The 13,464-nt window shown below is 66.2% G+C and carries 14 protein-coding genes; 6 read left to right on the top strand and 8 right to left on the bottom strand.

The window, feature by feature from the left end:
* Window positions 1-141: 141 nt before the first annotated feature.
* Complete coding sequence (locus GE253_RS18510) at window positions 142-516, bottom strand: hypothetical protein (RefSeq protein ID WP_153205637.1); 375 nt, start codon at window positions 514-516, stop codon at window positions 142-144.
* A complete protein-coding gene (locus tag GE253_RS18515; RefSeq protein WP_153205638.1) occupies window positions 513-1,664 on the bottom strand; it encodes an aromatic ring-hydroxylating dioxygenase subunit alpha in 1,152 nt (383 codons plus the stop codon). Before GE253_RS18515 ends, GE253_RS18510 begins: the two co-directional genes overlap by 4 nt.
* Window positions 1,665-1,791: 127 nt before the next feature.
* Here GE253_RS18515 and GE253_RS18520 point away from each other — a divergent pair, with 127 nt between their 5' ends.
* A complete protein-coding gene (locus tag GE253_RS18520) occupies window positions 1,792-3,228 on the top strand; it encodes a tetratricopeptide repeat protein (protein ID WP_173012721.1) in 1,437 nt (478 codons plus the stop codon).
* 33 nt (window positions 3,229-3,261) lie between these two features.
* Entirely contained in the window at window positions 3,262-3,807 is a 546-nt protein-coding gene (locus GE253_RS18525) for a GNAT family N-acetyltransferase (protein ID WP_153205640.1), read from the top strand.
* 126 nt (window positions 3,808-3,933) lie between these two features.
* Here GE253_RS18525 and pseG read toward each other — a convergent pair whose 3' ends face one another.
* The gene (pseG, locus tag GE253_RS25920; protein WP_173012722.1) at window positions 3,934-5,001 is read right to left on the bottom strand and encodes a UDP-2,4-diacetamido-2,4,6-trideoxy-beta-L-altropyranose hydrolase; all 1,068 of its coding nucleotides are present in this window, start codon (window positions 4,999-5,001) and stop codon (window positions 3,934-3,936) included.
* A gap of 84 nt (window positions 5,002-5,085) precedes the next feature.
* Here pseG and GE253_RS25925 point away from each other — a divergent pair, with 84 nt between their 5' ends.
* From GE253_RS25925 to GE253_RS18550, 4 genes are read left to right on the top strand one after another with little or no spacing between them, the layout of a single operon-like run.
* Window positions 5,086-5,994, top strand: a complete 909-nt coding sequence (locus GE253_RS25925; protein WP_173012723.1) for a hypothetical protein — start codon at window positions 5,086-5,088, stop codon at window positions 5,992-5,994.
* On the top strand, window positions 5,991-7,181 hold the full coding sequence (locus GE253_RS18540) for an FkbM family methyltransferase (RefSeq protein WP_153205643.1): 1,191 nt from the start codon (window positions 5,991-5,993) through the stop codon (window positions 7,179-7,181). Before GE253_RS25925 ends, GE253_RS18540 begins: the two co-directional genes overlap by 4 nt.
* Entirely contained in the window at window positions 7,178-8,260 is a 1,083-nt protein-coding gene (locus GE253_RS18545) for a ketoacyl-ACP synthase III (protein WP_153205644.1), read from the top strand. The genes GE253_RS18540 and GE253_RS18545 overlap by 4 nt, the downstream gene beginning before the upstream one ends.
* A gap of 12 nt (window positions 8,261-8,272) precedes the next feature.
* Window positions 8,273-9,151: a DUF3445 domain-containing protein gene (locus GE253_RS18550; RefSeq protein ID WP_153205645.1), complete on the top strand. Its 879-nt coding sequence runs from the start codon at window positions 8,273-8,275 to the stop codon at window positions 9,149-9,151.
* On the opposite strand, the gene GE253_RS18555 is transcribed toward GE253_RS18550, so the two are convergent.
* The 5 genes from GE253_RS18555 to GE253_RS18575 form a co-directional block, all read right to left on the bottom strand.
* Complete coding sequence (locus tag GE253_RS18555; protein WP_211101514.1) at window positions 9,148-10,401, bottom strand: MFS transporter; 1,254 nt, start codon at window positions 10,399-10,401, stop codon at window positions 9,148-9,150. The genes GE253_RS18550 and GE253_RS18555 overlap by 4 nt on opposite strands.
* Before the next feature lie 99 nt (window positions 10,402-10,500).
* Window positions 10,501-11,067: a GNAT family protein gene (locus GE253_RS18560; protein WP_153205646.1), complete on the bottom strand. Its 567-nt coding sequence runs from the start codon at window positions 11,065-11,067 to the stop codon at window positions 10,501-10,503.
* A complete protein-coding gene (locus GE253_RS18565; protein WP_153205647.1) occupies window positions 11,064-11,828 on the bottom strand; it encodes an SDR family oxidoreductase in 765 nt (254 codons plus the stop codon). The genes GE253_RS18560 and GE253_RS18565 overlap by 4 nt, the downstream gene beginning before the upstream one ends.
* 64 nt (window positions 11,829-11,892) lie before the next feature.
* On the bottom strand, window positions 11,893-12,885 hold the full coding sequence (locus GE253_RS18570) for an aldo/keto reductase (RefSeq protein WP_153205648.1): 993 nt from the start codon (window positions 12,883-12,885) through the stop codon (window positions 11,893-11,895).
* An 86-nt stretch (window positions 12,886-12,971) separates the two neighbouring features.
* Window positions 12,972-13,397 (bottom strand): PaaI family thioesterase, encoded by a 426-nt coding sequence (locus GE253_RS18575; RefSeq protein WP_153205649.1) that lies wholly within the window; start codon window positions 13,395-13,397, stop codon window positions 12,972-12,974.
* Between the last annotated feature and the right edge of the window lie 67 nt (window positions 13,398-13,464).

Raw genomic sequence — 13,464 nt, forward strand, 5'->3', positions numbered from 1 at the left:
AAATTTTAGACAACCAACCGTAAATGTACAGATGCAAATATACAATTATCAATCGATGGAAGTATGGAAAAGTTTGATTTTTGCCAATTATTGCGCCTTACCATTTTTCTGCGCGACCGGCGAAAAATAGGCTCAGCTGTTTTACAGGGAGGCGGTGGGGTTGCTTTTGCGGCGAACCATTTTACCGCGGCCGCCCGGCACCTCCGCCATGAAAATCACCAGATTGAGGCTGCCGGCAATCACCTCCACGAACTTGTCGCCCGTGCTGGGCAGCCGCACCTTGCGTTCGATGCAGAAATTCACCAGCGATGCCGCCAGTTCGGCGGCAGACCGTTGGATGGGGGTGCGCTTGCCGTCATTATCTTCAATCACCAGAGTGGCAGAGACTGGCTCTTCAACCAGTTCCAGCGCCACCACCTGACCGACCGGAATGGGCAGCCGCTGTTTGCGCATCAGGTCGATGATGGCCTGGATGGATTCCCGCTCGGTAAAACCCAGGGTGCGCATTTCCTTCATATCCGGTTCTCCTGCCGCTCTTCATCCGCAGGGTGCGATGGCGGCGTGCCGGATGCAAGTCTGTGCGTATTTTTCAGCGCCAGCAGGGTCTGGTGGAACTGCATCAACCGATCCTCATTGGCGCCCAGCAGGGCTGGGCGGTCGGCACTGGCGGTGCCGATCTGCACCTCCGCCGCGATGGCGCGATCTTCCCCCAGCAGGGTTTCGTTCAGCGCGGTCAGGTGGTTTTCCACCGCCGTGCGGGCGGCCCCTTGTTTGCCGCCCAGCGCCAGACAGAGGCGGTAGCGCAGAGTGAAACGGCCGGGGCCGGTCGGCTCATAAGTCTGGACGGAGATCAGGCGGCCGGCAGTGATGCCGATGGCCAGATTGGGGAACAGGTGCAGATGGACATAATGGTCCAGCCCCGGCACGGCCAGCAGCCCCAGCCGCTTGCCCACTCCTTCCCACCAGCGCAGCGCCTCTGCCCGCATCCCGGCATGGCCGATGGAATGCGGGCGCTGATACTCCACCCGCCAGCTGCCATCGACCACACTGCGGAAGCTTTCCGGGTGGACCGCATCGACGTGATAGACCTCCAGCACATTTTCGATACCGATCTTCCAGTCGGCGGCCCAGGGCTGGGCCACCTGGCTGAAGGCGGGGCCGAACCCGTCGGACAGGCGTTGCAGCAATTCCCCATGCGGGGCCACCGCATCGGCCAGCGATGGCCCCTCGGCGGCGATGCGGACAAAGATGAGACGGCCGATCCGGTCCAGCGCGAAACGTTTCAGGGCCAGCCCCTGCTTGGCGGCGCGGTCCAGGCCGAAACAATCCGCGTTGCCGGGAATGCCCAGCGGCACGCCTTCCCGATCATAGGCCCAGCCATGATAGGGGCAGCGCAGCCCGCTATCCTGCCCAGCCTCTGCCACCTTCAGCCGGGCGAATCGATGGGTGCAGACATTGCGGAAGGCGCGCAGATCGCCATCCATATTGATCACCAGCACCGGTTCCCCGGCGATCTGCCGGGTCAGAAAACGGCCGGGCTCCGCCAGTTCCTCCGCAAAGCCGACAAACTGCCAGTGACGGGCAAAGATACCGGCCTGTTCGGCGGCATGAAGGCCCGGGTCCAGGTAATCGGCGGGGTGGAGCAGGGCGGGTTTGGCGATCATGCGCGGGTGGCCCCCGAAAGGCGGCCCAACGGCAACTGCCGGGCCTGTCCCGCCGGGATATCCTGCCCGGATGTGGGGTGCAAGCAACCCTTGCATCGGGCGGCCGCGTTTGCGCACTCTGCAGCTCATGAACGCTGCATCCCCCGCCAATATCCAATCCGTTCTGGACCATCTTGATGCCGGCCGACCCGACCAGGCGGAGGCGGCTTTGGCCGGCCTGCTGGGGGAGGGGGCGCCGGCCCCCCTCTGGGGGTTGGGCGGGGTGGTGGCGGCAGGGTTGGGCCGGTATCGGCTGGCGGCTGACCGCTTCGCCCAGGCCCTGCGGCTGGCCCCAGACCAGCCCAACCACAGCGCCAATCTGGCGGGTGCCCTGGTGAAGCTGGGCCGGCTGGCCGACGCCGAACAGTTGTTGCGCCAACTGCTGGAAAAGCATCCCGGTCATCCGGCAGCGGCGGCGACGCTGGGGGCGGCCCTGCATGGCCAGGGCCGTTTCGCCCAGGCCCGCGCCTTTCTGGAACAATCGCTGGCCCTGCGGCCCGACGATCCGGCCCTGCTGGTCAGTCTGGGCACGGTGGCCAAGGATCTGGGCGACCTGTCAACGGCGATCCACCATCTGCAAAGGGCGGTGACGCTGGCGCCGGGCGATGCCACGGCGCGGTGGAATCTGGCCGTCGCCCTGCTGACCGCCGGCCGCTGGCGGGAGGCGTGGCCGTTGGTGGAAGCGCGCCGCCACCACCCGGATTACGCCCTTGCCAGCCATGCTGGCCCCGCCTGGACTGGCCAGCCCCTGACAGGGCGTACCCTGCTGGTCCATGCCGAACAGGGGCGGGGTGATGTGCTGCAACTGGCCCGGCTGCTGCCGGTGGTGGCGGCCTGGGGCGCGCGGCTGGTGGTGGAATGCCAGCCGGAACTGGCCCGCCTGATGGCGCGGGTGCCCGGCGTGGCCCAGGTGGTGCCGCGCGGCACGCCCGTGCCCGCCTATGATGTGCAATGCGTGATGATGAGCCTGTGTGGCCCGCTGGGGGTGGAGGCGGACAAGGTGCCGGGCCCCGACATCTGGTTGTCAGCGGACCCGGCGGAACAGGCCGCCTGGGCTGAAAGGCTGGAAGGGCCGGGTCTGCGGGTCGGCCTGTGCTGGGCGGGCCAGCCCGCCAACCCGGTGGATGCGCGCCGGTCGCTGGCCCTGGCGGCGCTGCATCCACTGGCGGCGGTGCCGGGGGTGCGCTTTGTCTGCCTGCAACAGGGACCGGCGGCGGCCCAGGCGGCGGACTGGCCGGGCGGGATGGTTCAGGCCGACCTGCCGGATTTTGCCGCCACGGCGGCGCTGGTGGCCAATCTGGATCTGGTGATCAGTGTCGATACCGCCGTGGCCCATCTGGCGGGCGGGCTGGGCCGGCCGGTCTGGTTGCTGAACCGCTTTGATGGCTGCTGGCGCTGGCTGAAGGACAGGCCGGATTGCGGCTGGTATCCCGGCCTGCGCCAGTTCCGCCAGCGCGTGGCGGGGGACTGGTCCTATCCCGTTTCCCTGCTGGCTGCCCGGCTGCGGGCACAGGCCAGCCGATAGCCGTTACCACCCTGAGACGATAGCGCTTTGCCCATGATGACGCCCGTAACCTTCACCCCCCCGCAGCAGCAGACCATCACCCTGCGCCCCGCCGCCCATCCGGGCGATGTGGACCGGGTGGTGCAACTTGGCAACCAGATTCATCAGGATCATCAGGAACATCCGGACGTGTTTCACAGCCGCTTCACCCTGTTCCCGCAGGGGCTTTGGCTGGCGGAACGGGAGGATGGGCGCTTGCTGGGCTATGCCGTTTCCCACCCGCTGGCGCTGAATGCCAGTGTGCCGCTGGATATGGTGCTGACCGGTCCGCTGGCGCGCGATGTGCTGTATATCCACGATGTCGCCACCGACCCCGCCGCGCGCGGCCTGGGGTTGGGGGAAAGGCTGCTGGACCGGCTGATCGCCGTGGCAAAGGCGGAGGGGATTGGCCAACTGGCACTGACGGCGCTGGATGGGCTGGCCCCCTATTGGGGGCGCTTCGGCTTTGTGGAAACGGATGTGCCGGCGCTGCGGGCCAAGCTGGCCTCCTACGGTCCTGGTGCGGCCTATATGTTGCGGGCTTTATACCAATCCACCTAAAGGTTGATCTTTAGGTGGATTGGAGGCCGGCGACTGCCGGCCCGCCGCACATGCGGCGCAAGCCAAGCTGCCGGAGGCAGCGCCCGGCGACTGAGGGAACCTGAAATCTCCCTGGATCGGTCACGATCAAGGGAGATTGATATAAGCGGCGATCCGGTCCAGCAGGGCGCGCGCCACGCGGGGGGCGCCCTGGCCGTCAATGCCGGCGATGCGGCGGGACAGGTCCGCCCGCGCCGGCAGATCAGCCCAGAGCCGCAAGCTGCTTTCCGTCACGGCGGCGGCGGCATCGGCCTTGTCCATCCCCCGCGCATCCAGCACGGCGGCCCAGCCGCGCGCGCTGGCATCGGCGGCGGCGGCGGCCTGATTATCCACCACGGCGACCAGCAGGCAGGGCGTGGCCAGGGCGGCCATTTCCGCCACCGTGCCGCCCCCGGCGGTAATCGCCAGCCCGCAGCCGGCGATCAGCCGGCCCATCTCCCGCGTATCCACATGCAAAGCCACGGCGGGAAAGCGCGCGGCGGCGGCCTGGCAACAGGCCAGCGCCGGATTACTGCCCCCCACCACCACATCCAGCCCCACACCTGGGGGCAGCAGCGGGGCCAGCCGCTTGATCACCGGCACGGTCAGCCCCGCCGGATCGGACCCGCCAAAGGTGACCAGTATTCGGTTTCGTTCCGCCAGGGCCGGCCGGGGGGCGCTGATCCGGTTGCGGATTTCCCGCCGGATCAATACATGCGCATCCCCCAGCAGCAGCCTTGCCCCCGGTGCCAGCCTGTCATAGGGCAGGGTGTGCGCCTGTGGCGACGGATTCCAGACCAGATCGGCGAACAGGGGCCGGTCGGCCAGATCATCCAGCGCCAGTACCGGCCCGCCCGCCTGCCGCATCGCCGCCCGCCAATCCGCATCCAGCCAGTAACTATCCACCACCAGGGCGTGGGCCCCGATGCGATGATACAGCGCCAGCATCGTGGCCACGTCCTGGGCGGGGTCGATCAGGTGATGGGCGATACCGTCTGCGACCAGCCGGTCGCGCAGGGATGGGGTGATGCGGCTGCCGCAAAAGGCCGCATCGGCCCCCAGCTCCCGCAACGCTTCGGCCAGCGCCAGACAGCGCATGACATGGCCGGTGCCGATGTCGGGCGCGGCATCGGCGCGGATCAGCACCAGGGCGGGGGGCGGCGGGGTGGCGGTCATGGACATGGGCCCAGTATGGCCAGCGCCCAAGCCCTTGGAAAGGCTTTGCATCGGGGGTGGGCGCGGGTGCATCCTGTGCCGGTCATGGCCTTCACGATCCGCAACCGCACCCTGGAACAGATCGCCCGCCGCGCGCTGGCGGATTGGCGCAACCTGCCCTATGACCTGCTGCCCTTGTCCGGCGGTCCGGCGCGGCGCTACTGGCTGGCCCGGCTGGCGGCCCTGGCCTGCCCGCGCAGCCCGCAAGCCCCGGATGATCCGCGCGCCCTGGCCCTGCTGGAACAGTTGGAAGATCGCGGCTGGACGGAGCCTTTGGGGCTGGTCAGCCCCGAACAGGCGGCGTTGATGCGCCAGGCCCTGCAGGCCCAGCCCTGCCACGATCCCTATCGCCCGCATCTGGGGGATTTCCCGCCCGATGCGGTGCCCAGCCCGGAAACCAACATGGGCTATTACCGGGTTGACCAGTTGCTGGCCGTGCCGGGCCTGTTGGGGGTTTTCAATCATCCGCTGGTTTTGCGGGTGGCAGAGCTTTATCTGGGCTGCAAGCCCACCATCGATAATATCGGCGGCTGGTGGTCCTTCGCCGGGCGGGATGCGGCCAAGGGCACGCAATGGTTCCACCGCGACTGGGACAATATCCGCGCCATCAAGCTGTTCATCTATCTGACCGATACCGGGCCGGAGGATGGCGCGTTTGAGTTTGTCGAAGCCTCCCACCGCGATGAACGGCTGGTGGAGATCAACCGGATGGACGATGAAAAGGTGGCCCGCACCATGGCGGACCTGCCCCGGCGCCCCATCGCCGGTGCGGCGGGGGCGGTTTTCCTGGCCGATACGTTCGGCGTGCATCGTGGGCGGCTGCCGCGCGCACAATCCCGGCTGATGGTGACGGCGCAATATGGCATCTGGCGCACCCCCTTCACCCCGCAACAGCCGATATTGCCCCGCCAGCCAGGACTGGACCCCTATATCAACCGGGCGGTGATGCGATGAAGGCCGCTGCCGCTGCCCTGGAGGCTGAACTGGCCCGCCGACTGGCCGCCTATCGGGCCGGCCGCGATTGGCGGGCGCTGGAGGAGCCGGCGGCCGCTGCCCTGGACCTGACGGGTCGCCCAGTGGCCCTGTTGGGGGCTGGATCGGTGCTGGCCCAACCGTTTGTGGCGGCGGCCCTGGCGCGGCTGGATGTGCGGCTGCTGGTGGATAATGCCCGCATCGGCCAGACCATGGGCGGCCATGTCATGGCCGGTGATGCCGCCCTGGCGGCCCTGGCTGCTGCGACACCGGGGCTGATCGCCGTCACCTGTGCCGCCGGGGAAGGCGGCATGACGCATTTCACTGGGCTGGCCCACCGGCTGGGGCTGCCGGTGTTGGGCCTGTTCCAGGCGATGCGGCGGCTGGACCTGCACCATATTGCCGGCGATGTGGCCCTGATCGACCATGCCGATCCGGATCGGCTGGTGACGGCCCTGGACCGCATCGCCGTCAAGGGCTGGTTCCAGGATGCGGCCAGCCGGGCCACCCTGGCCGGGCTGGCGCTCTATCGCCTGTCCTGGGATGATCGCTGGCTGGCAGGCTTGCGCGATCCGGGCGGGATATATTTTGGCAGCGATGCCCTGGATATAAGGCCGGATGAGGTGATGGTGGATGGGGGAGCGCATACGGGCGACAGTATCGCCGATCTGGCCCGCCATACCGGTGGGCGCTGGCGTTCCGTCCATGCGTTTGAACCCGATCCCGCCAATGCCGACAAGCTGGCCGCCGCCTGGGGCGGGCGGGCCGACGTGATATTGCACCGGATCGGCCTGTGGCGGCAGAGCGGGGAACTGCGCTTTAACGGGGCCGGCCAGTCCGGCAGCGCGCTGGCCGACGATGGTGACATGCTGGTGCCGGTGCGGGCGCTGGATGATCTGGATATCGGCCCGGTCAGCCTCATCAAGCTGGATGTGGAAGGGGCGGAAGCGGCGGCCTTGCAGGGGGCGGCGGCGACCATCCGCCGCCATCGCCCGAAACTGGCCTTGTCCGCCTATCACCGCGCCGGCGATCTGGCCGATCTGCCGGCTTTGGTGGATGATATCCAGCCGGGTTATCGTTACCGCCTGCGCCACCATGGCGCGGCCTGGTTCGACAGTGTGATCTATGCCACCTGGGAAGGTGGCAGCGGGAAGGGGGACGGGCGATGAAATCGGTCATCAATGGGGTGCGCATCGTCGGCATCCGCGCCGTGGTGCCGCGTGAACGCCATTCCTATGTCGAGGAGCCCGGCATCTTCACGGCGGAGGAGGCGCGCAAACTGCACGCCAGCATCGGCGTCTATGAAAGGCGTGTGCTGCCCCGGCCCTGGTGCGCATCCGACATGTGCCGCGCGGCAGCGGAGGGGCTGTTGGCCCAACTGGGCTGGGATCCCGCCAGCGTGGATGTGCTGATCTTTGTCAGCCAGGACGGGGATTATGTGCTGCCGGTCACGGCGGCGGTGCTGCAGCACCATCTGGGCCTGTCGTCGGGTGCCGCCTGTTTTGATGTGACGCTGGGCTGTTCCGGCTTTGTCTATGGCCTCTGGATGGCGGGGCGGCTGCTGGGCGGGCAGGTGAAGCGGGCGCTGGTGCTGTGCGGCGACAATTCCACCCGCTATCTGCACCCGGAGGACAAGGCCACCCTGCCGCTGTTTGGTGATGCCGGATCGGCCACGGCGCTGGAACTGGATGAAGGGGCAAGCCCGATCCGGGTGGCGCTGGGCACCGATGGGGCGGGGGCCAAGCATATTTTCGTGAAGGCTGGCGGCAAGCGTGACTGCCTGATCCCCAGCGATCCGCCCAAGTCAGAGGCGGAGATGCAGCGGCTTTACCGTGATGCCCGCCTGCAACTGAACGGGGCGGAGGTGTTCGCCTTCACCCTGCGTGCCGTGCCCGGTTTGCTGAAGGACGCATTGGCCGATGGCGGCATCACCACCGATGATCTGGATTTCCTGGTGCCGCATCAGGCCAACAAGATGATGCTGGAACATATCCGCAAGAAGGTTGGTTGTGCGGCGGAGAAATACATCATTGATATGGAGAAATTCGGCAATACCAGCAGCGCCTCCATCCCGCTGGCCATCTGTTCCCGGCTGGGCGGGGAACTGGCGGCGGGGCGGAAAAAGCTGTTGATGGCGGGGTTTGGGGTGGGCTGGTCCTGGGGCACGGTGCTGGCCGATATCGGCCCCATCCCGGCCCCCACCCTGGCCGAACTGCCCGCTGATTATCCGGTGATGGAGGTGGGGTGAGGGCTGCCCCCCGTGCAACTGCCCGCCGAACCCTTTCCCTGGCCGTTCGACGGCCCCGCCTATCGCATGGTGATGGGCTTGCGTACGCTGGCGCCGGCGGACTGGCTGTCGCCGGATGCTGGCTGGCTGGGGCAACTGGCCCGCCGGGCCGGCTTGTTGCGACAACGCAAATGGGATGTGCTGGCCCTGATGCCAGAGGCGAAGGCAGCCGCAGAGGAGTTGCTGGAACTGCTGTTCCAGCAACTGGCGACCCAGCATTCGTCATGGTTCCAGCGCCAGGGGGCAGGGCTGTTTTCCGCCATCGGCGGGGCCGTGATGCAGCCGGCGGATTTTGACCATCCGCTGCATCTGCTGGGCCATCTGCTGCCCGATGATCTCTGTCTGCTGACGCCATCCGCCGGGGGCTGGCGGCTGACGGGTGGGGTGGTGTGCTTTCCATCGCACTGGCTGTTGCCGCACAAGCTGGGCAAGCCGCTGCCCGGCATTCACCGCCCGGTGCCGGGTTATGATGCCACGCTGGCCGTGCCGGTGGACCGGTTTTTTGATAACCTGAACCCTGGCCGCATCGTCTGGCGGGCCAATTGGGGCCTGTCGGATGATGCGGACCTGTTCCAGCCCGGCGGCCCCCGCCCGCCACCAGCCGACGGGCCGGTGACGGGAGAAAATGCCGCCCAGCGCCTGTTTCTGCGGGTGGAAAAACAGACGCTGCGGAAGCTGCCCCGTAGTGGTGCCGTGCTGTTCACCATCCGCACCCACCAGCGGGCCCTGGCGGTGCTGACACCGGAACAGCAGGCCCATTTCGCCGCTATCCTGCGCTCGGTGCCGGATGATGTGGCCCGCTATAAGGGGCTGGATCGTACTGGGCCGCTGGCGCTGGCAGCTTTGGGCTAAGACGGCTTGGCTTCCTGCGTCGCTTCAATCAGGGTGGTGCCGACCGGGGACATGGTCATATTGACGAACTGTTCCTTCTCCAGCGGTGCGGCGCGGCGGCTGATGCGATAGGCACCCCAGACGGCCACCAGCCCCTGTGCCACCACCACCAGCCAGGGCAGGCCATTGCGCCCGATTGCCTCCATCATGGTGCCACCCAGCACCGGTCCCAGCGCCATGCCGGACCCCTGGACGATCAATAACCCACCGGAAGCGGCAATGAATTCCGTGGGATGCACGCTGTCATTCACATGGGCCACGACAATGCCATAGGTGGGCAGCACCACCCCGCCAAAGGCAAAAACCAGGAAGAATACCCAGCCCGGTGCTACGCCCTGGGGTAGGAACAGCATCATGGCCGCCAGCAACAGGGCCGATGTCAGCGCCACGATGATGACCAGCCGCCGCCGGTCCATCCGGTCAGAAAGAAAGCCCAGCGGCCAGGTGGTGGCAAAGGCCCCCAGGATGGCGCAGGCCATGAACAGCGCGATACCCTGGTCATCAAACCCTGCCTGCTGGGCATAAAGCGGCCCCAGCGCATAAAAGGCCCCGGTGGTGATGCCGCAAAGGAACGCAGCGACCAGCCCAAAGGGCGATTGGTGATAAAGACGCCACAGATTGGCACGCGTCTGCACCCCCACTTCTGCCGGGGCCTGTGATTTCGACAGAGCCACCGGCACCAGCGCGACAGAGATGATCAAGGAGACGCAGGCAAACAGCATGAAGCCGCCCGGATCGGCCAGCGGCAGCAGCATCTGGCCACCGACGGCGGCGATCAGCCCGGTCATGGAATAGATGCCCAATATTTGCCCGCGCACGGCTGGGGTGGCGGTTGTGTTCAGCCAACTTTCCACCGACATCAGCAACCCGGCAAAACACAGGCCCGTCACCATGCGGAACCCGATCCAGGCAACGGGGTGGACCAGCATCACATGCAACAGGGCCGAGGCCGAAGCCAGCGCCGCCAAGGCGGCGAAGGTGCGGATATGGCCGACCGACTGGATCAACGTGCCCGCCGTCAACGACCCCAGCACCAACCCGATGGAAAAGCCAGACCCGATCAGGCCAACTTGGGTGGGGCTGAATGCCTCCAGCCCCCCGCGCACCGCCAGCAATGTGCCTTGCAGGTTATTGCCCAATTGCAGCAAGCCAAAGCCCAGCAGCAGTGCCGCCAAGGTTGCCAGCGTTCCCATCAGATTGGACCGCATCATTCTTCTCCGTCATTCATCCCTATCGGATGAACACATGGGGGAGCGATTCCGCACATGCGAAGGGTGGGGTTATTGGGGAAGACAAGTGATCACCCCCCGTTACCAGACCCGTCCATCCATATCCGCCAGCAAGCTGAAACGGTGACGGATGGCGGCCCAGTCTTCGGCCAGCATCTCGAACAGATGCACATCACGCGGCACGCCATTCTTCATCGCGTGGGCGTGCAGCACGCCGACATGGCGATAGCCGAGCATGGTTTGGCCTTTGCGCACCCGGTCATTATCGGCAAAAATCTGGTTTACCAGCTTGCGCAGGCCCAGCGTGTAGAAACAATGGTTCAGCACCGGCGCGAAATTCAGCGCGCCGATGCCGGTACGTCCGCGCCGGTCACCCATGTAGGTGCCGATGCTGCCCACCCCCCAAAGCGGTTGGGTGATGGTGATGCTGGCATAGCCGACATCCACCCCATCCACCTGGATGATGCGGTGGTGATAATCATTGCGGGTATTGCAGCGCTCGATCCAGGCACGCTGCTTGTCCAGATCATCATCAATGTCGGTGAAGCTGTTGGATGTCACCTCCGGCAGACGCCGCCAGGCCAGCAACGTCGCCGCATCATCTTGAACCGGCAGGCGGAAGGAAAGGGCGGCGGGCGTGGCACTCATGCCGTGCGGCCCCCATCCACCACCATGGATGTGCCGGTGATCCAGCGGGCGGCGTCAGACAGCAGAAAACTGATGGCATGCGCTACATCGTCCGGCTGGCCGAAGCCCAATGGCTGTAACTTTTCCAGATACTGGATCTGTTCCGCATTCAGCTTTTCAAAGCCGCGTTCGATCAGTTCCGTCATCACGATGCTGGGCACCACGCAATTGACCCGGATGGCATCGGGCAGCAGTTCCGCCGACAGCCCCTTGGTGGCTGCGATGATGCCCCCCTTGGCGGCGGCATAGACGACATTGGCCGGTGATGCCGCCGTGGCGGCGGTGGAGGAGATATAGACAAGGCTAGCCTTGTCCGCCTTCACCCCCTTCTGCCGCAGCCCCTTGGCCAGGGCCAGGGCGGCACCCAGGTTGGTGCGCATCACTTCTTCAAAGAAATCCGCCTGGAAGATGCGGATGGGGCGCAGGGTCTGGATGCCGGCACAATGGGCGATGCCATCGAACGGCCCCGCCTGTTTCGCCTGTTCCTTCATCCAGCCGGGGATGGCGTCGATGTCCGACAGATCGAAGGCGACGGCCCGGTGGCCGTCGCCGGCCAGGGCCGCCAGCGCCTCCCCCAGTCGGGCTTCATCCCGGCCATTCAGGGTCAGCCGCGCGCCAAGGCGCGACAGCATGATGGCCGTCGCCCGCCCGATCCCCGCCGACGCCCCCGTCACCAGCAGGTGACGGCCACTCATATCCATGGGGTTGATGATGGCGGGCATTGGGGGGCTTTCTGCTATCCTGTCACTATCAATAACTTAGCCCCGCAGCCCCCCGCCTGTCCATTCAGGCCGGCAGTTCTTCCGTATCCACATCGGCTTGTGCTGCATCATTATAGCGGGGGCCGTGGATATTGGCCGGCGCGAACAGGGCGTCAGCGCGGGCAAGCACCTCCGCCGAGACGTCCAGGCCCGACGCGCCGAGATCGTCCGCCAGATGGTCCAGGCTGGTGGTGCCGGGTAGGGCGATGATATGCGGGGCCTTGTGCAGCAACCAGGCCAGCGCCAATTGCGCCATGCTGGCCCCGGCGTCGCGCGCCAGCGCGGCGAAATCGGTCAGCAGGGCCTGATTGGCGCTGAAGTTCGGCTCGACAAAGCGGGGCATGGTACGGCGGATATCCTGCTGGCGCAGCGCCGTGGGGTCGGGCACGCCGCCGGCCAGGAAGCCACGTCCCAGCGGGGAGAAGGCGACAAAGGCGGTGCCCAATTCGCGGCAGGCATCCAGCACTGCCACCTCCGCATTGCGGGTCCAGAGCGAATATTCCGTCTGTACCGCAATGATCGGGTGTTCGGCATGGGCGCGGCGCAGGGTAGCGGCTGACACTTCCGACAGGCCGATACCCCGGATCTTGCCTTCACGGATCAGGTCGGCCATGGCACCGACGCTTTCTTCCACCGGCACCGCACGGTCCCAACGATGCAGATAATAAAGGTCGATCACATCGGTGCGCAGGCTGCGCAGCGCCTGGTCGCAGGTCTGGCGCAGGGTGGCCGGCCGGCCGTCGATCACGCGCTTGCCGTTGATCGCCGTCATGCCGCATTTGCTGGCCAGCATGAAACGCTGGCGATGGGGGCTGAGGACGCGGCCCACCAGCTCCTCATTCAGGCCGCCGCCATAAAGTGCTGCCGTGTCGAAATGATCCACGCCCAGATCGAGCGCGCCCAGCAGCACCCGTTCTGCCTCCGCATCGCTGACGGGCGGGCCATAGGCATGGTTCAGGTTCATGCAGCCCAGGGCGATTTCGCCAATCTGGAAGGGGCCGATGCTGCGCTTCTGCATGGGGCTTTATCCTTGGGAATCCAGCGATAAGGGTTTGTTATGATGTGTAACCGTTGATTGGCGGAATTTCCACCCTCGCCCGTCCTTTATCCTGGAATGGCATAGGTGCCGGTGGCGTGGGCCACCGGCTCGCTATCGCCGTCGGAATGGATCAGCACCTCGCCATAGGCCAGCTTGCGCCCCAGTTTCAACAGCCGCGCCTCCCCCAGCAGGGCGCGCAGCGGCGGTTTGCGCAGGAAATTGATCGTCATATTGCTGGTGACGGCCAGCGGCACCGCACCGATCCGGCTCAGCACCGCACCATACAGCGCCACATCGGCCAGGGCGAACATGGTAGGGCCGGATATGGTGCCACCGGCGCGGCTGGTCTCGGGCCCGGCGGCCACATCCATGGTGCAGCAGCCGTAACCCAGGCTGCGCACGGCGAATCCGCCCTGGCGCACCTGCGGCATATGCTCGTCCAGCAGGGCGATGAATTCCTCCCGGCTGATGGCGGGCTGTGGCTTGTGCATTCCGTTTCCTCCCTGTTTTTCCAGAATGATAGGCGGGGGAGACAAACAGATCAGCCGCGACCTTTGG

The organism is Niveispirillum sp. SYP-B3756 (genome assembly GCF_009495745.1).
In the GTDB taxonomy this organism is placed as follows: domain Bacteria; phylum Pseudomonadota; class Alphaproteobacteria; order Azospirillales; family Azospirillaceae; genus Niveispirillum.

Excerpts from the sequence above, each read along its gene's own strand:
- GE253_RS18510 (WP_153205637.1), bottom strand. The coding sequence starts at position 516 with ATGAAGGAAATGCGCACCCTGGGTTTTACCGAGCGGGAATCCATCCAG.
- GE253_RS18515 (WP_153205638.1), bottom strand. The coding sequence starts at position 1,664 with ATGATCGCCAAACCCGCCCTGCTCCACCCCGCCGATTACCTGGACCCG.
- GE253_RS18520 (WP_173012721.1), top strand. The coding sequence starts at position 1,792 with ATGAACGCTGCATCCCCCGCCAATATCCAATCCGTTCTGGACCATCTT.
- GE253_RS18525 (WP_153205640.1), top strand. The coding sequence starts at position 3,262 with ATGATGACGCCCGTAACCTTCACCCCCCCGCAGCAGCAGACCATCACC.
- pseG (WP_173012722.1), bottom strand. The coding sequence starts at position 5,001 with ATGACCGCCACCCCGCCGCCCCCCGCCCTGGTGCTGATCCGCGCCGAT.
- GE253_RS25925 (WP_173012723.1), top strand. The coding sequence starts at position 5,086 with ATGGCCTTCACGATCCGCAACCGCACCCTGGAACAGATCGCCCGCCGC.
- GE253_RS18540 (WP_153205643.1), top strand. The coding sequence starts at position 5,991 with ATGAAGGCCGCTGCCGCTGCCCTGGAGGCTGAACTGGCCCGCCGACTG.
- GE253_RS18545 (WP_153205644.1), top strand. The coding sequence starts at position 7,178 with ATGAAATCGGTCATCAATGGGGTGCGCATCGTCGGCATCCGCGCCGTG.
- GE253_RS18555 (WP_211101514.1), bottom strand. The coding sequence starts at position 10,401 with ATGATGCGGTCCAATCTGATGGGAACGCTGGCAACCTTGGCGGCACTG.
- GE253_RS18560 (WP_153205646.1), bottom strand. The coding sequence starts at position 11,067 with ATGAGTGCCACGCCCGCCGCCCTTTCCTTCCGCCTGCCGGTTCAAGAT.
- GE253_RS18565 (WP_153205647.1), bottom strand. The coding sequence starts at position 11,828 with ATGCCCGCCATCATCAACCCCATGGATATGAGTGGCCGTCACCTGCTG.
- GE253_RS18570 (WP_153205648.1), bottom strand. The coding sequence starts at position 12,885 with ATGCAGAAGCGCAGCATCGGCCCCTTCCAGATTGGCGAAATCGCCCTG.
- GE253_RS18575 (WP_153205649.1), bottom strand. The coding sequence starts at position 13,397 with ATGCACAAGCCACAGCCCGCCATCAGCCGGGAGGAATTCATCGCCCTG.